Below are 24,758 nucleotides of genomic sequence, written 5' to 3'. Positions count from 1 at the left end.
GGATATACTCGCAAGCCACGCGGTTACGGGCAGCTCGGATTGTCGCGGCTGACAGCCCCAAGCTTGGTGAACTCGTCTTCGGGAATGCCCAGCGTCTGGTTGACCTGCGACACGACTTTGACGAGCTTGTTCAAAAGATTGCCGTCCGGCCCCTCGGTCACCTCGGTCAGGTAGATGTCGGCAATCGCGTTGCGGTTCTTGTCCAGTGACACCTTGCCGGTCGGCGTGTCGAAAGACAGTTTCGAGAGTGCGTCACGCAGTTTGGCGCCGCCATCGGAGACATCGCCGCCGACCTGTTCGAGACCGAGCAATGTCGCCTTCATGTTGACGTAATAGCCGTGGGCGAAGAGCGACGGCGAGGGAAAGGCACCTGGCTGCTTCTTGTAGGCTTCGACGAAAGTTTTCCAACTAGGCGCGTCGTTGGTGTCGGCGGTTGGTCCGGCGGAAGGCGTGCCGACCAGCACGTCGCGCAGCTTGCCCTTCGAGGTCAGCACCGTCTGGTCGACGGTGATCGAGCCACCAATCAAGGGGGCCGCGCCGCCGCCCTGCTGATACTGGGTCAGGAAGTTCACGGCGTCGGCGCCGCCAAGCGCGACGTAGATTGCATCGACGTCATCGGGAATGGCCGCGATAACCGACGAAAAATCCTTGTTGCCGATCGGCACCCAGGATTTGGACGGCACCTTGCCGCCTGCCTTGCAGAACTCGGCCATGAAGCCGAAGACCTGCGTATACGGGAAAGAATAGTCCTCGGCGACCGTAGCGACCCGCTTGTAGCCTTTGTCGTTAAAGGCATAGGTGCCGAGACCCGCCATCCACTGCGCGCCGTCGGTCGAGAAGCGGAAGAAGTTTTCCGCCGGATTGCGCAGCGTCGTGTCCTGCGCCGCCGAGGTGCCATTGATGAAGGTCACGGTCGGCTGGGTCTTGGCATAGTCCTTGACGGCGAGGCCCTCATCGCCCGAAAGCGGGCCGACCAAAACCTTGACACCATCCTGCTCGACCAGCTTGCGCGCAGCGCGCACGGCGCTATCAGGTGAAGCGTCGGACGAGCCTTTGACGATTTCGATCTTCTTGCCGGCAACCATGCCGCTGACCTCGTCGAGCGCCGTCTTCGCGCCGCGCTCGCCGTCTTCGCCGAGCACCGTGAACGGTCCCTCGAAAGTGGCGAGCAGGCCGATCTTGATCGTGTCGTCGGCGGCTAGCGCCAGAGACGGAGCTGTCAGCCCGGTGGCAAGCGCCAGCGCAAGCAGTGTGCGTCGATGTATTCTCATTTTTTCCTCCCTTTGATTGATTGATGCAGTTCATTCCGCTCCGGCGTCACGGACCGGAACGCAAGGACTCCTGAGCTAGCTGCGGTCTGATCCTCCCCCACAACCCAAGAATTCCATCCGGCGAGATGAAGACGATCACCAGGAACATCAGCCCGATCAGCGTGTTGAAACGCTCGGCTCCGACAAGGTCGATGGCAAAGGTCTGCATCAGGACAACGACGAGCGCGCCGAGAAAAGGCCCGATCGGGTGGCGCAAACCGCCGATGACGGCGATGATCAGCACGTCGATGGCTGCATCGACGCCGATCGTGCCGGGTGAAACGCGCCCATTGAACCAGACCAAAAGCACGCCTGCGACACCGGCAATGATTCCAGCCAGGAACCATGCGAAGACCTTGTGTGCGGTGACGTGATAGCCGAGCGCGCGCATGCGACGCGGATTGTCGCGGATTGCCTGCACGGTCATGCCGAAGGTCGAGCGGGCGCCGTAGAGTATCCCCGCGTAGGACAGCACCGCCGAACCCAGGCAGAGATAATAGAAGGCCTTCGGGTCGCGCCAGTTGACGCCCCAGAACACCGGCGCGCGAATGCCGGCATAGCCGGAATGGCCGTTGAAGATCGCGTAGTTTTGCTGGGCGAAATAGAAGGTCGCGGTGGCGATCGCCAACGTGATCATGATGGTATAGATGCCTTCGGTGCGCACCGAGATCCAGCCGATCAGCGCCGATGCCACCGCAGCTGCCAGAATGGCGAAGGGTGCTGCGATCCACCACGGCCAGCCGAGGCCGAGCACGTTCGAATTGTTCTCGCCGAGGATGGCGATGGCATAGGCGGCGATGCCGGCGACAGTGATCTGGGCAAGGCTGACCATACCGCCATAGCCGGCCAGCATCATCAGCGACAGTGCGAGCATGCCGAAGATCAGCGAATAACCGCCGATCTGCGTCAGGAAGAAATCGGATGCCACCAGCGGGTAGAGAACCAATGCTACGGCAAGGATGATGTGACCGGCGCCGAGCTTCTCCAGCCAGTTCTGTCGAGGCGCGGCGCCTACGGCGACGGTCAGGCTCATCGCGCTTTCCCCATGATGCCTTGCGGCCGCACCGACAGCACTACCACCATGATGACGAAGGTGAGCACGATGCCGTAGGTCGGGAAATAGACGAGGCCGATCTGTTCGGCGAGGCCGATCAGCAGCGCGCCGATTGCAGCACCGGTAATCGAACCCATGCCGCCGACGATGACGACGACGAGCGAGGCCAGGAGATAGCGGACGTCCTCGCCGGGCGCAACCGACAATGCCGAGCCGCCGACGACGCCGGCAAAGCCGGCAAGCCCGGCGCCGACGGCAAAGACGATAGCAAAGACCGCGTGTACGTTGACGCCCGAGGCCGACAGCATGGCGCGGTCGTCGACGCCGGCGCGGACCATCATGCCGACGCGCGTCTTGTGCAGCATCAGCCAAAGGCCGATGCCGATAACGATCGCAGCCGCCAGCACGACGACGCGATAAAGCGGGTAGGTGAGAAACACCGAGACGCCGTTAGACCGCACGGCCGTGACCACCGGTAAGGTCAGTGCACCGTCGAGCCATTCCGGCACCGGGATCTGATAGGTGCCGCCGGCCCAGACCGCCAGCATCAGGTCGGCGGCGACGATCGAGATACCGATGCTGACCAGGGTCTGGCGAAGGTCGTCGCCTTCCAGTCGCCGGAAGACGAAGATCTGCATGACGACGCCGACAAGGGCCAGAACGATGAAGCCCGCGGCGACACCCAGCAGCCAGTAGCCGGTGCGGTTCGCCACCTCATAGCCGATATAGGCGCCAAGCAGATAGAGCGAGCCATGCGCCAGGTTGACGTTGCGCATCAGGCCGAAGATCAGGGTAAAGCCGCTGGCGACCAGGAAATAAAGGCCAGCCAGGGTGATGCCGTTGAGGATGGCGCTGACGAATGCCTTCTTGGAAATCAGGATGGCGTTCAGCCAGTCCGGCCAGACGGCAAAGACCAGCCATGCAATGACGGCAGCTGCGAGGAGCCAGAAAAGACCCCACGCCTGTCTGCGCGTCATGCCGCCGCCAGAAATCTCGAGCCCCGAAGTCTTAGGCCGCGAAATGTCGGGCGAAGATGGCCGGTCCAGAATGCTCATGCGGTCAGCCGGCGGCGCTGCTCATTCAAGCGCGGCGCCTTGTGGAACTTGCCGTCCTTCATGATGGCGAGGATGCGGTTCTTGTCCTGCAGGATGCGCACGTCCGACATCGGGTCGCCGTCGATCAACAGCAGATCGGCGAGATAACCTTCCTTGATCATGCCGAGCTCGTCGCCCATCCCCATGATCTGTCCGCCATATTTGGTCCCGGCCTGGATTGCCTCCATCGGCGAGAAGCCAAGCATCTCGACGAAGGTCTGGATGTCCTTGGCGTTGGTGCCTTGCGGCGTCCAGGCAAAACCGTAGTCGCCACCGATGCAGACGCGGATGCCGCGTCGATGCATCTTCTTCATCGTCTCGATGCACATTTCGAGCTCACGCTCATATTCGAGCGAAAGCGGCGAACCAGGCTTGATGCCCCATTGCTCGGCATGGCGCGCGGTGTTGATCAGCCAGGCGATGCCGGGGGCCACGAAATGCTTGTCCTTGGCCGCCTCGAGCATGTCCAGAGCTTCCTCGTCGGCAAACGAAGCGTGGTAGATGTTCTGGATGCCATGACGGACGCACTGCTTGACCGAGCCGGATGAGCGCGCATGTGCCGACAGCACCTTGTTGCGGCAGCGCGCCTCGGAGGCGGCCATGGCGACCTCTTCCTCCGACATTGGCGTTTCTTCGGCGCCCATGCCGGTGATGCTTTCGCCTGACAGATTGAGCTTGATGGAATCGACACCGTATTTGATCAGCTGGCGCACCGTGCGGCGGATTTCCTCGGGACCTGAGACGACGATGCCGAGATTGAGGCCTTCATGCGGAATGTGCGAAGGCGCGGAATCGCCGAGGCCGCCGACCGTCGTGATCTCGGGACCGGCGGCGAGGTAACGCGGCCCGGGAAAACGCCCCTGATTGATGAATTTCTTGCACACCACGTCGAGCCGCGGCTTGGCGGCTGCGGCGCCGCGGCCGGCAGTGAAGCCGGCGTCGAGTACCAGCTTGGCCATCTCCATGGTGACCAGCATGTGCTCTTCCACCTCCATCATCTGGATCGGGTCGATGCCGGGCGCGTTGTTCCAGGAGAGATGCAGATGCGCGTCGATCATGCCCGGCATCAGCGTCGCGCCCATGCCGTCGATCGTTGTGACACCGCCTGACAAGCCGCTGTAGGAGGACGACACAGCCGGCGAGCCGAAACGCGACGAGCCCTTGGTGATCTGCTTGATACGGTTGCCCTGAACCAGCACTTCGCCGGTGTAGGGGTATTCGCCGGTCGCATCGAGCACGCGCACATTGGTAAAGAGCGTGCTGCCCGGACCGTTTCCGTTCCAGCCGTCGTCTGCCATCAGAAAACCTCCCAAACTGTCGGGCGCACTGTTTTTACGCCCGAATTCCGATCCTCACCTATCAACGCGTCTCAAAAAATCGGCGAGCCTTTGGCTGCTTTCGCGGGGGCACTCCACCGTGGCCCAATGTCCGCACCGATCGAGAGACAAGAATATCGCTCCCTTTATCCTGTCGGCAAGCGCCTGGCCGACGCTCATCGGATTGACCGTATCGGCGTCGCCGGTAACCAAAAGGGTCGGCGCTGAAATCCGGCGCGTATCCACAGCCGTCGCCTTGGCCAGAGCTTCGCAGCTGCGGGCATAGGCTTCCGGGTCCTGCCTGGTGATGGATTCGCGCACGAAGGCGACGGCGGCCAGCGAGGTTTCCCTGGTATGTGCCGACAGCGCATTGGTGACGATCTGGTCGGCGATGTCGGCGATACCGCCCGATCGCGCCAATCGCGCCCGGTTGGCAAGGCCTTGCCGCGTCGCTTCGGCCGGCTCGGCGAGAGCACCGAACAAAACCAGCGACCTGACCAGCGACGGCTGCATCGCTGCGACCAACTGACAGACGATCGTGCCCATGGAGTGGCCGACGAAATGCGCCCGGATGACGCCCATGCCCGCCATGGCGCGGATGACGGCGTCGCTCATTAGCTCGATCGTCAATGGATCGAGCGGCCGCGGCGAGCGGCCGGATCCAGGCAGGTCGAGGCGGATGACCCGGTAGGCCGAGAGCGCCTCCAGCTGCGGCTGGAACATGTTCGAGGTTCCGCCGAGACCGTGGATCATCACCACCGGCTCGCCCTCGCCGGCGACTTCCGCGACAATCGGACCGACGGTGACAGTTGTCATTGCACCCGCTCCACGATCCGGTTCTCCAGCGTCCCGATGCCGTCGATCTCGACCCGCACAATGTCGCCGGCTTTGAGATATTTCGGCGGATCAAAGCCGATGCCGACACCGACCGGCGTGCCGGTGGCGATGATGTCGCCCGGCTTCAAGGTGATGCCTTGCGAAAGCGTCGATATGATCGTCGGAATATCGAAGATGAGCAGCGATATTTTGGAATTCTGGCGGAGGTCGTCATTGACGAAACAACGTACCGAAGCGTTTTCCAGGTCGAGCTCATCCTTGGTGATCGCCCATGGCCCCATCGGGCAAAACGTATCCTGCGACTTACCGATTAGCCATTGGCTATATTTTCCCTGCAGGTCGCGGGCAGTGACGTCGTTGACAATCGTATAACCCCAGACGTGATCGTAAGCCTCGGCTTTCGAAATGCCGCGTCCGCCCTTGCCGATAATGACCGCCAGTTCCGCCTCATAATCGATCGCAATCGATATGGAAGGGTCGATCAGCACGTTCGAATGTGTTGCAACGACCGATTCGGGGACCTTCGAGAAAATGATCGGATGTTGCGGAATGGCGCCGGCACCGGCGCTCGAATCGAAGCCGCTGCGGGCAAACTCGTGGGCGTGTTCATAATAATTCTTGCCGACGCAAAAGATGTTGCGGGCAGGCAAAGGTATCGGCGCCTCGAGCTCGACCTGCGCCAGCGGAACCGGCGACAGCGTGCGCGGCATCCCGGCGCCGTTGCGCCGCAACAGCGCCAGCACGCCAGACAGCGCCTGGTCAACAGGGATATCGAAGGGGGCGACCGACTGATTGTCGACATCGACAACGCCGACGCGACGTTCGCCTGCAATCGAAAACGTCGCGACCTTCATTCGTTCCTCCCTGAACCTTTTATGAGCCAATATAAGCTCTTTCGTTACACGCTATCGCCGATTGGTTTAGGCTGCAAGAGGGTTTTCGTCACTTGTCGCGGTAAATCGGGCCTTGACCTCATCAGGTACTGGACCGGCAGGGCGCCGGCTGATAGTATTGGTTCAACATTGGATCAGATTAAAAGCTCTCAACAAATGCCCAAGCTCGTCGCCAACGACATCGCCACTGTGCTGAAAAAACGGATTTCGGCCGGCGAGTGGCTTCAGGACGGGCGGATGCCGCCCGAGCGCGACCTTGCGGCCGAGTTCGGCGTGGCGCGCAATACGGTGCGTCGTGCCGTCGGCTTCCTGGAGGAGGACGGAACGGTTGTCCGGCATGTCGGGCGCGGCACTTTTCTGACTGCGACCAATCCCGATTCCATCGCGGCGACGGTCACGCGGATGGAAGGCACCAGCCCCGCCGACATGATGGAGATCAGGCAGTTGCTGGAGCCAGCGGCGGCGGCCTTCGCCGCCACAAATGCCAGCATGGCGGAACTAAACGCGGTTCGCGAAGCGCATCAGACCGCATGCGCTGCCGAGGACATGCCGGACTTCGAGCATTGGGACGCCGAGTTCCATCACTGCGTCTTCGCCTGCTGCCGCAATGACTTCCTGAAAGAGATTCACAATCTCATGCGCACGATCCGCAACCAATCGCCGTGGTTCGAAATGAAAAAGCGCTCATTCTCGGAGGAGCGCAGGCGCGTTTATTGCGACGAGCATCAGACAATATTGGACGCATTGCTGCGCCGCGACCCGGAAAGCGCCAACCAGGCGATGCTCGCCCATCTCAAGACAGTCGAGCGCAACCTTCTGGGCCGCTAATAGACGCGCGGCTCAAGGAGAGCGGGTGAGATGCGTCCAACGACTAAGCCTTCAGTACCGAGACGGCCAGTTCGCTGTTGTGGACGTATTCGTTGGCGTCAGGCTGCTTCTGCACGAGCAGGATGAACAGCAGGTCGGTGAGCGTCAGTTGTGCGTCGCGCGCGGTTATCGACGAAGAGCGCGCGCGCTCTTCATCGGCGATCGTGTGGAGGCGAATGTCGGCAACGCGGCTCAGCGGATTGTCGCGAAGTCCAGTGACGGCGATCACGGTGGTGCCACGTTTGCGAGCCAGTTCGGCTATCCGCAGGGTTTCGATGCTCGCCCCGGAATAGGAGAGCGCGAACAGCACGTCGCCTCGTCCAAGCGTCGAGACATTGGCCATTTGCACATGGCTGTCGCTGTCGTGCAGCACGTTGCGGCCGAGCTTCATCAGCTTGTAGGAGAAATCGCGCGCCACGAGCGAGGATGCGCCGACGCCGGCCAGATGAATGCGGCGCGCCCCGTTCAACGCTTCGAGGGCTTTGCCGATTTCCTGCTCGGTGTTGGCTGCGACGGTCTGTTGCATCGACAAGAGCTTGCTGCCGATCAGCTTGCGCAAGATGACCAGATAGCTGTCGCCGACCTCGATCGAACCGTGGATCATGCCGGCCGGCACGTGCCATTCCTGCGACTTGGCCTCGCTGACGGCGAGCTTGAGCTCCTGATAGCTGGCATAGCCGAGCTTCTGGCTGAACTTGACGACGCTCGACTGACTGCGGCCGATTTCGGCGGCGAGCGCCGCCGTCGACAGGCGCAGCATCTGGTCGGGATTGTCGACGATGTACCGCCCGATCTCGCGATCGCCGGGCGCCATGATCTCGAGCTTGGCCTCGATCTTCTTCAGGACGGACATGCGTTCCCCTGTTGCCAGTCATCGACAATGCCAAGCCAAGGAATAAATTATTCCGTTCCTGATTGACAGCCAAGAATGATCTATCAAATCTCGACCCGTGCGGTTTCGGCCTGGCCTTTCGCCCACACCAACGATTCGGACATGTACGGGAATTCGGACATGAAAGATCGCCTGCAAGCGCGTAGACTCGCCGACACCTTGGATTAGGGCAGAGCCATGGATAGATTGCGGATCGTCGGCGGGCACAGGCTTGAGGGCGCGGTGACGATCTCCGGCGCCAAGAACGCGGCCTTGCCGCAAATAGCGGCAGCTTTGCTCAGCCCCCACCCGCTGCAGCTGACCAACCTGCCTGAGGTGACCGATGTCGACAACATGCTTGGCGTCGTCGGCCTTCATGGGGCTGAAGTCACCAGATCGGCGCATGCCGCCACAATCGATGCCAGTGCTGCCGTCTCTAGGGAGACAAGCTACGACACAGTCAGGCGCATGCGCGCGACGGTGCTGGTTCTCGGTCCGCTGCTTGCCCGCTTCGGCCATGCCCGGGTCTCGCTGCCTGGCGGATGCGCGATCGGCGCACGGCCGGTCGACATGCATGTCGCCGCGCTTGCGGCACTTGGCGCCGACATTGCCATCGAAAACGGGCTGATCGTCGCGTCTGCGCCGGGCGGACTGAAAGGCGCGCGCATCGTTTTGAGCTCGCCGTCGGTCGGCGCGACCGAAACTGCGATGATGGCGGCGACGACTGCACACGGCGAGACCGAGATCCTCAACGCGGCCCGCGAGCCGGAGGTGGCCGATCTTGCCGCCTGCCTGAACGCCATGGGCGCGCGGATCGAGGGCGCCGGCACGCACCGCATCCTGATCGCGGGCCGCACAGACTGGCGCGCCGCCACGCACGACATCATCCCGGACCGGATAGAGGCCGGCACCTATGCCGTCGCAGCGGCTATCACCGGCGGTCAGCTCGAGCTGACCCACGCGCGGCTCGAGCACATGGCATCCGTCGTCCAGCTGCTCGAAGCAGCCGGTGTGAAAATATGGCCGGGCGACCGCGGGCTGATCGTGTCGAGAGACGGGCCACTCGAGGCGGTCGACGTGACGACGGAGCCCTATCCGGGCTTTCCGACCGATCTTCAGGCGCAGTTCATGGCGTTGATGTGCTGTGCCGAGGGCGCTTCGCTGTTGCGCGAGACGATCTTCGAGAACCGTTTCATGCATGTGCCCGAACTGATGCGGCTCGGCGCCAATATCAAGCTGCAAGGCACCATGGCGCTGGTGCGCGGAGGCGAGAAGCTGAAGGGCGCGCAAGTGATGGCGACCGACCTGCGCGCCTCCGTCTCGCTGGTGCTGGCGGCGCTGGTGTCCGAAGGCGAGACAACGATCAACCGGGTGTACCACCTCGACCGTGGCTATGAGCAGCTGGACCGCAAGCTCCGCCTGTGTGACGCCCAGATCGAGCGGATAAGTGGATGAGTGCCGGCGCGGTGTCTCCGCATTATTTCCTGGGCGTCGATGGCGGCGGAACCGGCTGCCGGGCGCGTATCGAAGACGAGGCAGGAACTGTGCTCGGGCAAGGCCTGTCGGGCCCGGCGACAACGCGGCTCGGTATAGAGGCGGCCTGGGCCTCGATTGCCAAAGCCTTTGGCGCGGCGATCGAAGAGACAGGGTTCGCGGCGGTGGAAATCGCCAGGATCCGCGCCGGCATCGGTCTTGCCGGCATCGGCCGCAAGGGTGCGCTCGAGGCGTTTCGTGGCATCGAACATCGCTTTGCGAGCATCGACTTCGTCAGCGACGGCGTCGCGGCTTGCCTTGGCGCTCATTCGGGTCAAGACGGCGCCATCGTCATAGCCGGGACCGGTTCGATCGGGCTCGGCTTTGTCGAAGGGCGCGACCTGCGCGTCGGCGGCTACGGTTTTCCGATTTCCGACGAGGGCAGCGGCGCCGATCTCGGACTAAAGGCAGTGCAGCTTGCCTTGCGTGCCCATGACGGCCGGCATGAGCGGACGGCGCTGCTGACCGAGGTGATGCAGCGCTTCAGGGACGATCCGTTCGAGGCGGTGGCCTGGATGGACCGCGCCAGCGCGACCGACTATGCCGCCTTGGCGCCGATGGTGATCCGCCACGCCGACCAGGGCGATCCGGCCGGACGGCGCATCGTGCAAGGTGCTGCCGAGCAGGTCGACACGTTCGTGCGGGTGCTGTTCGAAAAGGGCGCGCCGCGGGTTACGCTGCTCGGCGGTCTGTCCAGCCCGCTAGAGCCATGGCTCGCTCCCGACGTCCGCCGACGTCTGAAGCCGGCCGATGGCGATGCGGTTTCGGGAGCCATAATCCTGGCTAGGAAATCCCTGTGTCAGCGATAGTGCTCCTGCCTGAAGGAATATTATATTCCTAGTATCCGTTGACACGAGGAATATCGAATTCTAAAAAGTTAACCAAGCAGAAGCAAGTTGCCGGTCGCCGGCTGCGGGCACTGGACGTCGGCTGGCACCGCATCACATTCCTGCTCACAGCAGATTGAAAGCAAGCAAGTGGTCGAACACGGGTTGATGTCGGAGCTGGAGCGATTGGTTTCCGAGGACCGGAATCCGAAGACGATGGACATCGATCTGTTGCCGACCCTCGAGGTGCTGCGCAAGATCAATGACGAGGACAAAGGCGTTGCGGCAGCCGTCGAGAAGGTCATCCCCGACATTGCTGCGGCCGTGGACCGGATCGTGAGCGCGTTCCAGAAAGGTGCACGCCTTGTCTATATGGGCGCGGGCACGAGCGGCCGGCTTGGCGTCCTCGACGCCTCGGAATGTCCGCCGACCTTCGGCGTGCCCGAGGACATGGTGATGGGCCTGATCGCCGGCGGCGTCGACGCGCTGGTGCACTCCGCGGAAGGCGCGGAGGACGATCCGAAGCAGGGAATAAAGGCGCTGCAGGACATCAAGCTGACCGCCGGCGACGTGGTCGTCGGCATCGCTGTCAGCGGACGCACACCCTATGTCATCGGCGGCTTGACCTATGCCAAGCAGGTGGGAGCCACCACCGTGGCGCTGTCCTGCAATCCGCGATCGACCATTGCCGGAATTGCCGATATTGCCATCTCTCCGGTGGTTGGACCGGAGGTCCTCACCGGCTCGACCCGGCTGAAATCGGGAACCGCGCAAAAGCTGGTGCTCAACATGCTGTCGACCGCCAGCATGATCCGCATCGGCAAGAGCTATCAGAACCTGATGGTTGACCTCAATCCAAGCAACAAGAAGCTGATCGCCAGGGCGGTCAGGATCGTGATGCAGACGACCGGCTGCGCGGCGCAGCAGGCACGACAGGCACTCGACCAGACCGGCAATGACGTAAAACTGGCAATCCTGGTGACGATCACCGGCATGGGCGTCGAAAAAGCACGTAAGGCGCTTGCCAATGCGGGAGGTTTCCTGCGCAAGGCGATAGGCGAAAAGACGGTGTAAGACCGCATGGATGCTGGGCCGATGTTCCGGGGCGTGTGTCCCTTTGAAGCGGTCCGGGGAACTGCAAGGCATCAGGTTTAACAATAATGGGAGACGACAATGGTACGGCACATTGGCAAGAAACTGCTTTCCGGGATGACGCTTGCGGCAATGCTGGCCATTGCCGCGGCACCGGTACAGGCGAGTGCGGCGACGCTGCACATGGCCTGGTCGCAGGACGCCACCGGTCTTGATCCGCACAAGCAGACGGCATTCTCCTCGCTGCGGTTGCTGGAGCTGATCTATGAACCGCTGGTACGGCTCGACGCCAATCTGCAGATCACGCCCGCGATTGCCGACTCCTGGCAGTTCTCGGCGGACGGCAAGGAGCTGAGCTTCAGGCTCAATCCGAAAGCAAAATTCCAGAACGGCGCCGCCGTGACCTCGGCCGACGTCAAGGCATCTTTCGAGCGCATACTCGACGAGAAGACCGGTGCGGCCGCCCGCGCCAACTTTCTCTCGATCGCCAGCATCGACACGCCCGATCCAGCCACCGTCGTGTTCCACCTCTCGCAGCCGGATGTGCCGATCCTGACCGCGATGAGCGACGTCAATGCCGCGATCGTCCCGGCAAGCGAAATCACGGCCGGCTCGATCGGCACGACGACGGTCGGCTCGGGTCCGTTCAAGCTCGAAAAGTGGGATCCTAATTCCAAGGAAGTGCTTGTCGCCAACAAGGATTGGGCGGGCGGCGCGACCGGTGTCGACGGTATCGAGATCAGCGTGCTGCCGGACGAAACGGCGATCCTGGCGGCGATGCGCACCAAGCAGATCGACTTCGCCCTGCTCAACGATCCACTTGTCGCCACGCTGGTGCCCAAGGAAGCCAGCCTGCAGTTGAACCGCGTGCCGGTGCTTGCCTACCACGTGCTGCAGCTCAATCCGTCCCGCAAGCCGATGACCGAACTCAAGGTGCGTCAGGCGATATCCTGCGCCATCGACCGGCAGGAAGTGCTGGACACCGCCTCGCTCGGCGAAGGCAAGGTCACCGGCCCGCTGACCATCCCGGCGCTGGCGACCGATCCGAGCCAGTTGTTCTGCTACAAGCGCGACGTCGAGAAGGCCAAGCAACTGATGACTGAAGCCGGCTTTCCCGACGGCTTTTCGGCGACCGTGATCGGCGCCACCGGCGAGCCGCCGACAGCAGCGGCGGAAGCCCAGGTCATCCAGTCGCAGCTCGCCGAAATCGGCGTCAAGCTCGATATCAAGATGATGGAGCTCAACGTCTATGTCGATGCCTGGCTGAAGGGCGATTTCGACATGGCCGTCGCGCTGAACGGCGGCAGGGCTGATCCCTACACTATGTACAACCGCTACTGGACCAAGACCGGCAATCTGCAGAAGGTGGCGAACTATATCGACGATACGCTGGACGGCCTTATGCAGAAGGGCCGCACCGAGACCGACCCGGCAGCACGCAAAGCGATCTTCGCCGACTTCGAGAAGCACATCACTGAGATGTCGCCCTGGATATGGCTCTACACGTCCTACAGCTACACGGCCCAGCAGAAGAATATCGCGGGATTCGAACCGGTGCCGACAGGTTCGCTGTTCAGCCTCGCCAAGGTGACGATCCAGTAGCTGCTTCGATGCCGGACGAGAGGATATTCTTCGCGTGAACTATCTGATGCGGCGACTGGCGACCTTCCCTCTCGTCCTGCTTGGCGTGTCCATCGTGGTGTTCCTGGCAATCCGGATGGTTCCGGGCGATTCGATCACGGCGATGCTGGGAAGCGAAGCCGGCCTGCTGACGCCTCCTCAGCGCGACGCGCTTGCGGCCTATTTCGGCATCGACCAGCCCTGGTTCATCCAGTACTGGCGTTGGCTGCTTGGTCTTTTCCAAGGCAATCTCGGCATTTCGTCCACCTATGGCAGGCCGGTGCTCGGCGTTATTCTCGAACGCTTCCCGCTGACGCTGGAGCTTGCGCTGCTGTCGATGATCATCGCCCTTGTCGTCGGCATGCCGGCCGGGATCTTTGCCGCCACCCACAATGAGAAGCTTTCCGATCTCGGCGTGCGCGTTGTCGCAATGATCGGACAATCGACGCCGAACTTCGTCCTTGCACTGCTGATCATCTACACGCTGTCGGCGGGGTTTGGCGTTTTGCCGGCGATGGGCGAGTTTTCGCCGCTGTGGCGGGATCCGCTGCGCAATCTCAGCCAGCTGTTGCTGCCGGCCGTCACGCTCGGTTTCGCCTTCGCGGCGTCGGTCACCCGTATATCGCGTTCGGCGATGCTCGACGTGCTGAGCGACGATTACGTCAGGACCGCGCGCAGCAAGGGCGTCTCGGCGCGCGGCGTCATCTGGCGGCATGCTTTGCCCAATGCGCTCATCCCGGTCGTGACGCTGAGCGGCATAGAGTTCGGCTATCTCCTGGGCGGGGCAGTCATCGTCGAGCAGATCTATGCGCTGCCCGGTCTCGGCCGCATGGTGCTGGACGCCATCCTGCAGCGCGACTATGCGCTGGTGCAAGGAAGCGTGCTGTTCATCGCCTTCAACTTCATGATCGTCAATCTCCTCGTCGACCTCGCCTATGTCGCGCTCGACCCGCGTATTCGGCTAAGCGAGCACTGATGGCGACATTGCGGGCCATACTTGCGCACACCAGCGGCCGCATCGGCGGTGCCATCGTTGCGCTTTATCTGCTGCTTGCCGTACTTGGCATGCTGGGGCTGACGCCGGACAATCCGCTGACGCAGCACCGGGTCGAGCGGCTGCATGCGCCTGACAGCACTTACTGGATGGGCACGGACCTGTTCGGCCGCGATGTCGCAAGCCGGCTGATGACCGGGATCGGCCAGTCCTTCCTCGTGGCCTTCTTTTCGGTCGCCTTCGCGACACTGGCCGGCACCGTGCTCGGGCTGGCGGCAGCCTGGTTCGGACGCCGCTGGGACGGCCTGGTGATGCGCATCATGGATGTGCTGCTGGCATTCCCGGCGATCCTGCTGGCACTGCTGATCGTCGCGGTTGCGGGACCGGGAACCTGGACCAGTGTCGTCGCCATTGCCATCGTCTACACGCCGATCTTCACGCGCGTGGTGCGCGGCCCGGCTCTTTCGCTGAAAGCGCGCGAGTTCGTCGACGCGGCCCGCACGTTCGGCAGCAGCTCGAGCTACATCTTGACACGGCATCTGCTGCTCAATCTGGTCGCGCCGTTGACGGTTCAGGTGACGCTGGCGCTGGCCTGGGCCCTGCTCACCGAAGCCGGCTTGAGCTTCCTCGGGCTCGGCACCCAGCCGCCCGCCGCGTCGCTCGGCTTGATGTTGAGCGACAGCCGCAATCTGATGGAGACGGCTCCCTGGTTGATGATCTTCCCGGGGGTGGCGATCATGATCAGCATCCTCGGTTTCAACCTGCTCGGCGATGCGTTGCGCGATGTCCTCGACCCGAAGACGCGGAGATCGATCGCATGATCCCGCTGCTGTCCGTCAGCGGTTTGCGCGTCGGCTTCGGCCGTAACCCGTCAGCCAATGAGGTCGTGCGCGGCGTCAGCTTCGATCTCGCTGACGGCGAAACGCTGGCCATCGTCGGCGAAAGCGGCTCGGGCAAATCGGTTACGGCGCTGTCGATCAATCGCCTTGTCGATTATGGCGGCGGCCGCATCACCGCGGGCTCGATCAAGCTGAGGCGGGCCGACGGCAGCATGTTCGACCTGACCGCCGCGGCCGAGCCGCAGCTGACGAAGATCCGCGGCGGCGAAATCGGCATGATCTTCCAGGAGCCGATGACCTCGCTCAATCCAGTGCTGACTATCGGCAGGCAGATCGAGGAGTCGTTTCGCCTGCATCGCGGCCTGACCGGCCGGCAAGCGACGGCGGCGGCCAAGGACGCGCTCGACCGTGTGCGCATTCCCGACGCTGCACGGCGGCTGAAATACACGCCCAACCAGCTTTCGGGCGGCATGCTGCAGCGGGTGATGATCGCCATGGCGCTCGCCTGCAACCCGCGCCTGCTCATTGCCGACGAGCCAACGACGGCGCTGGATGTTACGGTGCAGGCGCAGATCATGGCGTTGCTCGCCGAGTTGAAGCAGGAAACCGGGATGTCGATGATCTTCATCACCCACGATATCGGCTTGGTTGCAGGTATCGCCGACAAGGTGATGGTGATGCAAAGCGGAGAAGCTGTCGAGCAAGGCGCGCTGAACCAGATATTGGACGATCCGCAGCATCCCTATACGCGGCATCTGCTTCATGCGGTGCCGCATTTCGCCGGCGGCAGTGCGACACGCAAAGACATGCAACGCGAAAAGCAAAAAGCTACCGAGCCGGCGCTGACGGTCGATGGCCTCGTGGTGCGATTTCCCGTCAAGGGTGGCTTTTTCAGCCGCGCCAGCGGTGCCGTGCATGCGGTGGACGGTGTGGATTTCGACTTGATGCCGGGCGAAACATTGGCCGTCGTCGGCGAGAGCGGTTCCGGAAAATCCACCGCCGCCCGTGCGATTCTGGGGCTGGTGCGCTCGACGCGCGGCACAATCTTGGCCAGCACGCGCAAGGCCGCCGCCGGGCAGAGCGCCCTTCCCGTGCAGATGGTGTTCCAGAATCCCTATGGCTCGCTTAATCCCAGGCTCGCCATCGAAAGCATTCTTGCGGAACCGGTGATCGCCACGGGCGGGCGGATAACTGCTGAGACGCGAGCGAAAATGGCCGCGCTGCTGAACCGCGTCGGCCTGCCGGAAAACAGCCTGCAGCGTTATCCGCACGAATTCTCCGGCGGCCAACGCCAACGGCTGTGCATTGCCCGTGCGCTGATGCTCAATCCCTCCGTTGTCGTCCTCGACGAAGCGGTTTCGGCGCTCGACGTATCGGTGCAGGCCAGAGTGCTGGAGCTTTTGATCGAGCTGCAGAGTGAATTCGGGCTGGCCTATCTGTTCATCTCGCATGACATGGCTGTGGTCGAGCGGATCGCCCATCGCATCGCGGTCATCTATGCCGGCCAGATCGTCGAGATCGGCGATGCCAGATTGGTGCTCTCGGAGCCGAAGCACTCCTATACCAAACAGCTTATCGCGGCCGTTCCCACCATAGACCGGCGGCATGAACGTTTCGAGCTGGACACGCGCCAGGTTCCCTCGCTCGTGCGTCCGCTGGGATTTGAGCCGGGCCCGGCCAAATGGCAGCAGTTCGGGCCGGATCATAGAGTACGGGTGGAAGTGTGATGATTGTCGCCCAGACGGATGCAAGGCCAGAGGGAGTGGGACGGATCGCTGCTTTTCAGACGGAGGCCGCAATTGATCGACCATGATCTTTTCGACCGGGCGTTTGCCCCACTCGAAGCGGCGGTGGCTGCGTCGCGCATTCCCGGCGGGGTGCTCGGCATGGTCGACCGGGACGGCCAACGCGTCGTCCGGGCAATCGGCTCGGCCCAGCGGGTGCCGAAGGTGCGGCCGATGCATGCCGAAACCTGGTTCGATCTGGCATCCCTGACAAAAATCATCTTCAGCACGCCGCGTATATTGGCACTGGCGGAAGAAGGCGTCATCGACCTCGACGCGCCGCTGATTTCGGTCCTGCCCGACCTTCGCCAATATGACGAAAAAGCCTGGGAGCGGACGGTGACGTTTCGCCAGTGTCTAGGCCATCAGACACCGTTTCCCGCCGTCGCGCCGATCTACACCTATGGGCGTGACCCCGAGCTGTTGCGCGCCTTTGTCTTGCAGCGCGAGTGGCAGGTCGGGGAGCCGGTCTATTCCGATATCAACTTCATTCTGCTCGGCTTCGTCCTGGAGCGCCTGTCCGGCAAGACCATTCGCGACATGGATCCCGGTCCGGGCTTCGCGTTCTCCGCCGAACCGGGTCAAGCGGCGGCCACAGAAGATTGCACATGGCGCCATCGCGTGCTGTCAGGCGAGGTCCACGACGACAATTGCTCGGCATTGCAAGGGGCCGGTCACGCCGGGCTGTTCGGAACGGCAGCTTCGGTCCTCGACTTTGCGCGAGGGCTGCTGGACGGGACCGGCGCGTCGCAGCGTTCGATAGCGCTGATGCGCACGCCCTTGTCGGCAACCCGCACCCATGGCTGGGAGCGACCCTACGAAGGCTGGTCCGGCGGCCGGCTGTGCAGCCCCGAAACCATCGGGCATACCGGCTTCACCGGCACCGGGCTTTGGGTCGACTTCGACAAAAGCAGAGCGTGGACCTTGCTCACCAACCGGATCCATCCGACACGTCATTTCAACAGCGGGATCGCAGCGCTTCGCCAAGCGGTCGGCGATCTCGTCAACGGAGCCTGACAATCATGAAAAATGGCGAACCAATGTGGGCCGTCGGCTTGATGACCGGCACCGTGCTGGACGGCAATATCGACGTCGCGCTGATCAAGACCGACGGCGAGCGGATCGCGGATTTCGGCACCTACACGCTGGCCCCCTACCCGCAGTCGATCCGGACCTTGCTGGAAGAGACGCTTAGGCAGGCAAGGAACTGGAATTTCACCGGGCCGGAACCGGCAATCTTCCACGAGGCAGAGGAAGCGCTGACGCGCGCCCAGTCTGCGGCGGTCAAGGATCTTGTCGAAAGGCACGGCCTGACCATGGCCGACATCGGCGTCGTCGGCTTTCATGGCCAGACCGTGCTGCACCGTGCCCCGCAAGTAGGCCGACTGGGCCAGAGTCGCCAGCTCGGTGATGGCGAGCTGATGCATGCCATCCTGGGCACCAAGGTCGCCTATGACTTCCGCTCGGCCGACATGCGCGCCGGCGGCCAGGGCGCGCCGCTGTCGGCGGCCTATCACGCCGCGCTGCTGCGCGAAGCCGACGCCAGCGGCGACACGGCGGTGCTCAATCTCGGCGGCGTCGCCAACATCACCTGGTGGGACGGCAAGGACAATGTCATCGCTTTCGATACCGGACCCGCCAACGCGCCGCTGAACGACTTCATCAAGTCGAAGGGGCTTGGCGAAATGGACCGCGACGGCGCGCTGGCTCGCGTCGGGACGGTCGATGAGGCACGGTTGGCCAAGCTCCTGCAGCACCCGTACTTGACCAAGCCATACCCGAAATCGCTGGACCGTTTCGATTTCGGCGCCTCGATGGCGGACGGGATGAATGCCGAGGATGGCGCTGCCCTGCTGACGGCCTTCACCGCGGCCGCGGTCGGCAAGGCGCTCGATCTTCTGCCGCGCCGGCCGAAGCGGCTGGTGGTCAGCGGTGGCGGTCGCCACAACCCAACGATCATGGCCATGCTTGCCAGCCGCGCCGGCGTCGAAGCCGTGCCGGCGGAGGCGCTTGGCTGGAAGGGCGACGCGGTGGAGGCGGAGTGTTTTGCCTTCCTGGCTGTGCGCGTGCTTAGGGGCTTGCCGATCAGCTTCCCCAGCACGACCGGCGTGCCACAGCCGATGTGCGGCGGACGCCTTGCCGGCTAGTTAAGCCACCAATTTCTTCTGCAGGAAGATACGGCTTCGGCCAATGGGAAAGTCGGCGAGCGCACCGAACGGTCGATAACCTTGGCGCTCATAGGCCTTGGCGGCCTTGGGATTGAACGTGTCGATCCAGGCGCCGTGACAGCCGCGCGCCATCGCCTCCCTCTCGGCTGCCTCGAGCATCCGGCCGGCCATGCGCTGGCCGCGCAGCTTTTCATCGACCCAGAGCCATTGCACATAGAGCCAGCCCCAGGCGGTGTATCCCGAGATGCCGGCGACAATCGCGCCGTGCTCATCGCGCACGAACACGGCCAATGTCTTCCTGCCGGAGGCGCCGACATCACTGTCGTTGAACGCGGCAAGCCGCTCCCCGAGAAAAGCCAGTTCCTGCGGCAAGGGATCGGCGGTTGTCTCAAGCGTTGTATTGTCCATCCACCAAGCATCTATCGAAGGACCAGACCGAGACGCAAGCCTTGCTGCGCTATAGCTTCGGCGAACGCCACGCCACTGCCGCAGCAGCGATCAGCATGAGCAAGGCTGCAACCACCGCCGATGCCGCAAACCCGAACGTGGAATAAAGCGGCCCGAACGCCGTGGTGCCGACGAACACCGCGAGATAGGTCACCGCGCTGTTCAAACCCATGATCGTGCCGCGGCGCGCAGGGTCGAGCGCCGATAGGCGCATCACCAGGACGTTCAGCCCGAAATGATTGGCAAGGCCCCAGACGGCTATCATCGCTATGGTCAGGCCGAAGCTGCCACTTGCCGCAGCAATCGCGACATAGACGAGCGCGACGAGCAGATAGGCAAACGGCATGACCCGCCGCGCGCCCAGACGATCGATGACGCCGTCAAGAAGTGCCGCCGTGCCAAAGCCGGCGCCATAGGCGAGCGCGGCCAGCCCGTTGGCACTGACCGGCCGTCCCAGGCCGTTGTGAAGGTGATCGCCGAGATAGCCATAGACGCCATAAAACGCCGTCATGAAGGCGGCGCAGGCGACCAGAAGCGGCACTATGCCGGGAACACCCAAGGCGCCCAGCGGCGTCGGTGCCGGACCGCTCTTCCTGACATCGCTGAGCAACGTCAACGTGAGGCTGGCCAATGCGAGTGTTGCGAGCACCGCGACCGCCGCGAACACGGCGCGCCAATGCACCAGGTCGGCAAGTACGGCCGACAGCGAAACGCCGGCGACCATGCTCAGCGTCCAGCCGGTCAGCACGACGCCGATGGTCCCGCTTTCACGACCGGGCGGCGCAATCGCGGCGGAGCTGGCATAGATTGCCGGCATGGCGACACCCGCAGCAATGCCGGCGAGAAGCTGGGCCGCGACCAGCGCCGTCACCGTCGGCGCCGCAGCGCTGGCGACGAGCGCTATTGCCAGCAGCAGCAACGCTCCCTGCAGCATGCGGCGGGCGCCGAGCCGGTCGATGTAGCGCGCTAGGAACAAGGCGCTTGCCGACGTACCGAGCCCGAACGCGGCGGACGCGATCATGACCGCCGGCACGCTTGTGCCGAACGACGCGGCCACCGCCGGTGCAATCGGACCGAGCACAAGCGAGTTCGAGCCGATCACGGCAATGCACCCGGTCAGCAGGTAAGCGAGTGCCGGGATTGGCGGCTTGGGGGCCGCTGCGAATGTGGCGACTTGATCACTGTTCGACATATGGCAATAATGGCCGTATTAAATTCTGCATCAATCGGGAATTTTAATATGGATGAAGAAACAGATGGCATTCCGCAGAACAGGCCTGCCGCCCGCGATATCGATGCAATCGACCGAAAAATATTAGGCGTCCTGGTCGACGACGCGACGATCAGCTATGCCGAGCTCGGCGACCGCGTCGGCCTTTCGCCGCCGGCAGTCCATGAACGCGTCAAGCGCCTGCGGCGAAGTGGCGCCATCCGCAACACCGCGGCCATCATCGATCCCAAGGCGGTACACAAGCCGCTGCTCGCCTTCGTCCATATCGATACCAAGGGGTGGGGAAAGACGCCGGAGCTGATGGCGATTTCCGAACATCCCGAAGTCGAGGAGATCCATTCGGTGGCCGGCGACACATGCATGCTGATCAAGGTCCGCACCGAGGACACGCGGGCGCTCGAAGGCCTGCTGTCGCGCCTCTACGAAACACCCGGCGTCACCTCGACGCGAAGTTACGTGGTGCTATCGACCTATCTGGAGCGGCCAGTGCAGCCGGGGATTACGACGGAGTGGCCGACGCCCCGGCACATGGCCAAGCCGCTCTATTAACTCAAACGATCCTCACGCGTATCCAAAGTCGAACCGGGAACGTCCTAGAGACTGCATCCTGTGGTTATCCATCGGGCCGTTTCGTTTTCGCCGGTTCTTGGGTCTCACGGGACGCCTGTGCGCAACCGGAGATATGCGATGAGAAAATTGATCGTGGGCAGCTTCATTTCGCTGGACGGCGTCATCGAAGCGCCAATGGAATGGGCCTCGCCCTTCTTCGACGAGGAGATGAAGGAGCACTCCTATGAAAAGGCCGGCGAGGCCGATTTTTTCCTGCTCGGCCGCATCACCTATGAAATGTTTTCGGCGCGCTGGCCGCAGGTCAAAGGCAGCAAGTACATGGACCGCATGAACGGACTGAAGAAGCTCGTTGCGTCGCGCGGCCTCAAGGAGGTGAGCTGGAACGCATCGCTGATCGAAGGCGACGTCGCTGCCGAAATTGCCAGGATCAAGCAACAGGCCGGCGGCAACATACTGAAGTATGGAGTGAGCAATCTCGACCAGACGCTGCTCGCCAACAGGCTTGTCGACGAGTATCAACTCTCGATCGTGCCGACCCGCGTCGGGCATGGCAAACGCGCTTTCCAGGATGTCGACCCATCCCTGGTCAAGCTGGAGCTTATAGATACGCACCGTTTCAAGAACGGCGTCATTACGCTGACCTATGTCCCGCTGTGATCCGCCGCCGAATTGAATGCCCATGAAGATGCAGCCAAGACTTGACCCGACCGGGCTTTTCGACGTCCGCTACGCCGGCTTCCTGGAGACAGTCGCGCATTTGCGTGGGCGGCTGCACCGCTACTGTGCACGCATGACCGGTTCGACGCTCGACGCCGAAGACGTGATGCAAGAGGCGCTGTTCGAGGCCTATCGGAAGATCGAGAAGCTGGACGATGCGAGTGCTCTTCGCCCCTGGCTGTTTCGCATTGCACATAATCGCTGCATCGATTTCCTGCGAAGCCGGCAGGTGCGTCAGCATGCGGAGGCCAATTTCGTCGAAGACGAGATCATCCTGCCGGTCGAGCCGGTGGGCAACGGCGCGGATCGCGCGATCGAACGGCTGGTTATCCACCTGCCGCCCAAGGAACGCGCCTGCGTCCTGCTCAAGGATGTCTTCGACTATTCGCTGGAAGAGATCGCCGATCTCGTCGGCTCGACCGTGGGTGGCGTCAAGGCCGCGTTGAGCCGTGGCCGCTCCAAATTGGCCGCCTTGTCAGGCGAGCCAATCGTCCGTTCGGAGCCCCAGCGCGATCCGGAACTTCTGGAATTGCTCAGCCGCTATGTCGAACTGTTCAATCGCCGCGACTGGGACGGGGTACGGGCGCTGACCAGCGCGGATGCCCAATTGCAAGTCGCGGATTGCTTCAAGGGAAGGCTATCGGAATCACCTTACTTCGTTGAATACGAAAGAGCCTCGACGACCTGGAAAATGGCGATTGGCATAATCGATAGCGAGGCGGTGCTGCTCGTGCTTCACCATGGCGAAGACGGTTGGAAGCCGGCCCATCCGGTTCGGATCGAAGCCGCTGGCGGGATCATAAATCGCGTCACCGATTACTATGCCTGCCCCTGGATCATGCCGGCCGCTGGTGCGGTGGTCGTTTCCGGGCCGGCCTAACCGGCAGCAGGACCTGCAAGTGTCCGGCATCGACCTCAATGAAATGGGATCGATGCCGGACGGGGCATAGGCGCTTACTGAAGTTTCGCCTGCAAGGCGTTGACGTCATCCGTCGTCATTTCGCCGTCGGTCGTCACCTTGCCGTCGATGATCTTCCAGAGCCGGAACGGGCCGGTGATGTCGCCATACTTATCGAAGGCGACCGGACCGATGACGCCTTCGTAGCGGATCGGCTTGCCCTCCTTGATCAGGCCGAGCGCCTTGGCGAACTCGTCCTTGCCGGCATAGATCGGCGTGCCGGCCGGGTCGACCGCCTTGTACATCGCGTCCTTGATCTTGGCCGGATCCTCAGAGCCGGCAATGGCGATGGCCAAGCCGACGATGGCGCCGGCATCATAGGATCGATCGGCCGCCGGGTTCGAGGGTTCGATGCCCGAAAATTCCTTGTAGTTTTTGGTGAAATACTCGGTCGATGCGGTCGGGCTGGTGCCGGAGGAAGTGCCGTACGCATCCTTCAGGTAATCCGCGCCAACGGATTCGATGAAGTCCGGGCTGTTCATGCCGTCATTGAGCAGGAACTTCTGGACACCGCCCTGCGAAATCCAGGTGCGGGCGATGGTCGCGCCGTCGACAGGCGTGCTGACGAGATAAAGCCCGTCCGGTTCGCCGGCCATCGCCGCGGTCACTTCCGAGGCATAGCTCGACTGCTTTTCATTGTAGGGCGTGTCGGAGACGATGGTGCCGCCGAGCGCCTTATAGGCGCGTGAGAATTCCGCCACCATGTTAACGCCGAAGTCGTTGTTGACGTGGATGACCGACAGCTTCTTGAAACCCTTGTCGATGGCGTATTTGGCGGCAGCGACACCCTGCAGCGCATCAGATGTGATGGTGCGGAAGAAGATGCCGTTGGTCTTGCCGTCGCGCCCAAGCGCCGTCAGCGTCGGCGACGAGGAAGCAGGCGACACCTGGACGATCTTGGCCGGAGCGGTGACCGAGGTCAGGATCGGGATCGACACCGAGGAAATGATGCCGCCGATGATCACCGGCACCTTCTTGACCTGCACGAGTTGTGTCGCGGCATCGACCGCGATGTTGCCTTGGCTCTGGCTGTCGCGGGTGTCGGTTGCTAGGTCGCAGCCGCGCACGCCGCCCGCCTCGTTGATATCGCGGAAGGCCATTTCGACCGATTTTGCGCCGGCCTGGCCGTATTCGCCGGCGGGACCGGTCAGTTCCATGACGAGGCCGACCGTGATCTTGCAATCCGCGGCCTGCGCTGCACCGGCCGCTGTCACCAGAGCCAGCGCAGTGGTGATCTGAAGTATGGTCTTTTTCATTGTTGTTCCCCTTTCGTTACACGACTCTCATTGACGCCTTGAGCCTGTTCAGTCTTCCGGCATCTGCAGCCAGGTTTCATGCAGATGTCGCCATTCGACGCCGTTGGGCGCCGATGAGCTGGTGGTGAAGACCGCACTCGAGCGGCGGCGGCTGTGCTTGCCCCCGCGCTGCTGTGCTTCGATGTAACAGACGACGATCGTGTCGTCTGACTGCCAGCCGGCCCGGATATCCTCGATCGAGATACTGAAATCGCCATCAGAGGTGGCGCGGCTTGCCCTGACATGGTCGAGCACCGCGTCACGATCGAGGACCTGACCGTCCGGCGCAACCATGCAGAAGCCTTCGCCCATGACGCGTTCGAAGCGGCTGAAATCTGCATTGTCCGCACTCGCCGCATTGAACCAGTCGACGAAGAAGCGGTGGAGATCGACCACTTCGGCACTGGCGCGGGAAAGCAAGGAGGGCTTCTCGTCCATGGC

Annotated in this window: 24 protein-coding genes; 13 read left to right on the top strand and 11 right to left on the bottom strand. The window is 62.7% G+C overall.

Features of this window, described 5'->3' with window-relative positions:
• Positions 1-23: 23 nt before the first annotated feature.
• From NKH63_RS11475 to NKH63_RS11450, 6 genes are all read right to left on the bottom strand, one after another.
• Entirely contained in the window at positions 24-1,271 is a 1,248-nt protein-coding gene (locus tag NKH63_RS11475; RefSeq protein WP_352493954.1) for an ABC transporter substrate-binding protein, read from the bottom strand.
• A gap of 46 nt (positions 1,272-1,317) precedes the next feature.
• Positions 1,318-2,343: a branched-chain amino acid ABC transporter permease gene (locus tag NKH63_RS11470; RefSeq protein WP_352493953.1), complete on the bottom strand. Its 1,026-nt coding sequence runs from the start codon at positions 2,341-2,343 to the stop codon at positions 1,318-1,320.
• Positions 2,340-3,341: a branched-chain amino acid ABC transporter permease gene (locus NKH63_RS11465; RefSeq protein ID WP_023716705.1), complete on the bottom strand. Its 1,002-nt coding sequence runs from the start codon at positions 3,339-3,341 to the stop codon at positions 2,340-2,342. Before NKH63_RS11465 ends, NKH63_RS11470 begins: the two co-directional genes overlap by 4 nt.
• Positions 3,342-3,415: 74 nt before the next feature.
• Positions 3,416-4,756 carry a metal-dependent hydrolase family protein gene (locus NKH63_RS11460; protein WP_352917876.1) on the bottom strand — a complete coding sequence of 447 codons (1,341 nt, stop codon included), beginning with the start codon at positions 4,754-4,756 and terminating at the stop codon, positions 3,416-3,418.
• A gap of 54 nt (positions 4,757-4,810) precedes the next feature.
• Positions 4,811-5,590: an alpha/beta fold hydrolase gene (locus NKH63_RS11455; RefSeq protein WP_352482724.1), complete on the bottom strand. Its 780-nt coding sequence runs from the start codon at positions 5,588-5,590 to the stop codon at positions 4,811-4,813.
• Positions 5,587-6,465 carry a fumarylacetoacetate hydrolase family protein gene (locus NKH63_RS11450; RefSeq protein ID WP_023716702.1) on the bottom strand — a complete coding sequence of 293 codons (879 nt, stop codon included), beginning with the start codon at positions 6,463-6,465 and terminating at the stop codon, positions 5,587-5,589. The genes NKH63_RS11455 and NKH63_RS11450 overlap by 4 nt, the downstream gene beginning before the upstream one ends.
• Before the next feature lie 21 nt (positions 6,466-6,486).
• Between NKH63_RS11450 and NKH63_RS11445 the strand changes: the two genes are divergently transcribed.
• Positions 6,487-7,332 (top strand): FadR/GntR family transcriptional regulator, encoded by an 846-nt coding sequence (locus NKH63_RS11445; RefSeq protein WP_245278491.1) that lies wholly within the window; start codon positions 6,487-6,489, stop codon positions 7,330-7,332.
• Between the two features lie 43 nt (positions 7,333-7,375).
• Here NKH63_RS11445 and NKH63_RS11440 read toward each other — a convergent pair whose 3' ends face one another.
• Positions 7,376-8,224, bottom strand: coding sequence for a MurR/RpiR family transcriptional regulator (locus NKH63_RS11440; RefSeq protein ID WP_023716700.1), 849 nt, complete (start codon positions 8,222-8,224; stop codon positions 7,376-7,378).
• A 216-nt stretch (positions 8,225-8,440) separates the two neighbouring features.
• On the opposite strand from NKH63_RS11440, the gene murA reads away from it, so the two are divergent.
• The 9 genes from murA (at position 8,441) to NKH63_RS11395 (ending at position 19,078) form a co-directional block, all read left to right on the top strand.
• On the top strand, positions 8,441-9,697 hold the full coding sequence (murA, locus tag NKH63_RS11435) for a UDP-N-acetylglucosamine 1-carboxyvinyltransferase (protein WP_352482730.1): 1,257 nt from the start codon (positions 8,441-8,443) through the stop codon (positions 9,695-9,697).
• Complete coding sequence (locus tag NKH63_RS11430; RefSeq protein WP_352482731.1) at positions 9,694-10,584, top strand: glucosamine kinase nucleotide-binding domain-containing protein; 891 nt, start codon at positions 9,694-9,696, stop codon at positions 10,582-10,584. The genes murA and NKH63_RS11430 overlap by 4 nt, the downstream gene beginning before the upstream one ends.
• 186 nt (positions 10,585-10,770) lie before the next feature.
• Positions 10,771-11,676, top strand: a complete 906-nt coding sequence (gene murQ / locus NKH63_RS11425) for an N-acetylmuramic acid 6-phosphate etherase (RefSeq protein WP_502896322.1) — start codon at positions 10,771-10,773, stop codon at positions 11,674-11,676.
• A 99-nt stretch (positions 11,677-11,775) separates the two neighbouring features.
• Complete coding sequence (locus NKH63_RS11420) at positions 11,776-13,296, top strand: ABC transporter substrate-binding protein (RefSeq protein WP_352590309.1); 1,521 nt, start codon at positions 11,776-11,778, stop codon at positions 13,294-13,296.
• 34 nt (positions 13,297-13,330) lie between these two features.
• Positions 13,331-14,290, top strand: a complete 960-nt coding sequence (locus NKH63_RS11415; protein WP_352482735.1) for an ABC transporter permease — start codon at positions 13,331-13,333, stop codon at positions 14,288-14,290.
• Positions 14,290-15,129: an ABC transporter permease gene (locus tag NKH63_RS11410; RefSeq protein WP_352814413.1), complete on the top strand. Its 840-nt coding sequence runs from the start codon at positions 14,290-14,292 to the stop codon at positions 15,127-15,129. Before NKH63_RS11415 ends, NKH63_RS11410 begins: the two co-directional genes overlap by 1 nt.
• Positions 15,126-16,874, top strand: a complete 1,749-nt coding sequence (locus NKH63_RS11405; protein WP_352917875.1) for an ABC transporter ATP-binding protein — start codon at positions 15,126-15,128, stop codon at positions 16,872-16,874. The genes NKH63_RS11410 and NKH63_RS11405 overlap by 4 nt, the downstream gene beginning before the upstream one ends.
• A 72-nt stretch (positions 16,875-16,946) precedes the next feature.
• Positions 16,947-17,948: a serine hydrolase domain-containing protein gene (locus NKH63_RS11400; RefSeq protein WP_352917874.1), complete on the top strand. Its 1,002-nt coding sequence runs from the start codon at positions 16,947-16,949 to the stop codon at positions 17,946-17,948.
• A 5-nt stretch (positions 17,949-17,953) separates the two neighbouring features.
• The gene (locus tag NKH63_RS11395) at positions 17,954-19,078 is read left to right on the top strand and encodes an anhydro-N-acetylmuramic acid kinase (RefSeq protein ID WP_352917873.1); all 1,125 of its coding nucleotides are present in this window, start codon (positions 17,954-17,956) and stop codon (positions 19,076-19,078) included.
• Here NKH63_RS11395 and NKH63_RS11390 read toward each other — a convergent pair whose 3' ends face one another.
• Both NKH63_RS11390 and NKH63_RS11385 read right to left on the bottom strand, forming a co-directional pair.
• Positions 19,079-19,507, bottom strand: coding sequence for a GNAT family N-acetyltransferase (locus NKH63_RS11390; RefSeq protein ID WP_352917872.1), 429 nt, complete (start codon positions 19,505-19,507; stop codon positions 19,079-19,081).
• A gap of 49 nt (positions 19,508-19,556) precedes the next feature.
• Entirely contained in the window at positions 19,557-20,738 is a 1,182-nt protein-coding gene (locus NKH63_RS11385; RefSeq protein WP_352917871.1) for an MFS transporter, read from the bottom strand.
• 48 nt (positions 20,739-20,786) lie between these two features.
• Here NKH63_RS11385 and NKH63_RS11380 point away from each other — a divergent pair, with 48 nt between their 5' ends.
• The 3 genes from NKH63_RS11380 (at position 20,787) to NKH63_RS11370 (ending at position 22,944) form a co-directional block, all read left to right on the top strand.
• On the top strand, positions 20,787-21,326 hold the full coding sequence (locus NKH63_RS11380) for an Lrp/AsnC family transcriptional regulator (protein ID WP_352482745.1): 540 nt from the start codon (positions 20,787-20,789) through the stop codon (positions 21,324-21,326).
• Positions 21,327-21,464: 138 nt separating this feature from the next.
• Positions 21,465-22,004, top strand: a complete 540-nt coding sequence (locus NKH63_RS11375; RefSeq protein ID WP_352547478.1) for a dihydrofolate reductase family protein — start codon at positions 21,465-21,467, stop codon at positions 22,002-22,004.
• 22 nt (positions 22,005-22,026) lie between these two features.
• Positions 22,027-22,944, top strand: coding sequence for a sigma-70 family RNA polymerase sigma factor (locus tag NKH63_RS11370; protein ID WP_352482747.1), 918 nt, complete (start codon positions 22,027-22,029; stop codon positions 22,942-22,944).
• A 74-nt stretch (positions 22,945-23,018) separates the two neighbouring features.
• On the opposite strand, the gene NKH63_RS11365 is transcribed toward NKH63_RS11370, so the two are convergent.
• Together NKH63_RS11365 and NKH63_RS11360 are read right to left on the bottom strand one after the other, a co-directional pair.
• Positions 23,019-24,278: an ABC transporter substrate-binding protein gene (locus NKH63_RS11365; protein ID WP_352482748.1), complete on the bottom strand. Its 1,260-nt coding sequence runs from the start codon at positions 24,276-24,278 to the stop codon at positions 23,019-23,021.
• 48 nt (positions 24,279-24,326) lie between these two features.
• Positions 24,327-24,755 (bottom strand): DUF4440 domain-containing protein, encoded by a 429-nt coding sequence (locus NKH63_RS11360; protein ID WP_023716686.1) that lies wholly within the window; start codon positions 24,753-24,755, stop codon positions 24,327-24,329.
• Positions 24,756-24,758: the final 3 nt, after the last annotated feature.

This window comes from Mesorhizobium sp. M0960 (assembly GCF_040319055.1).
Taxonomy (GTDB): domain Bacteria; phylum Pseudomonadota; class Alphaproteobacteria; order Rhizobiales; family Rhizobiaceae; genus Mesorhizobium.
Note: the sequence above shows the minus strand (reverse complement) of the source record. Positions and strands in the feature narration are given on the sequence as shown.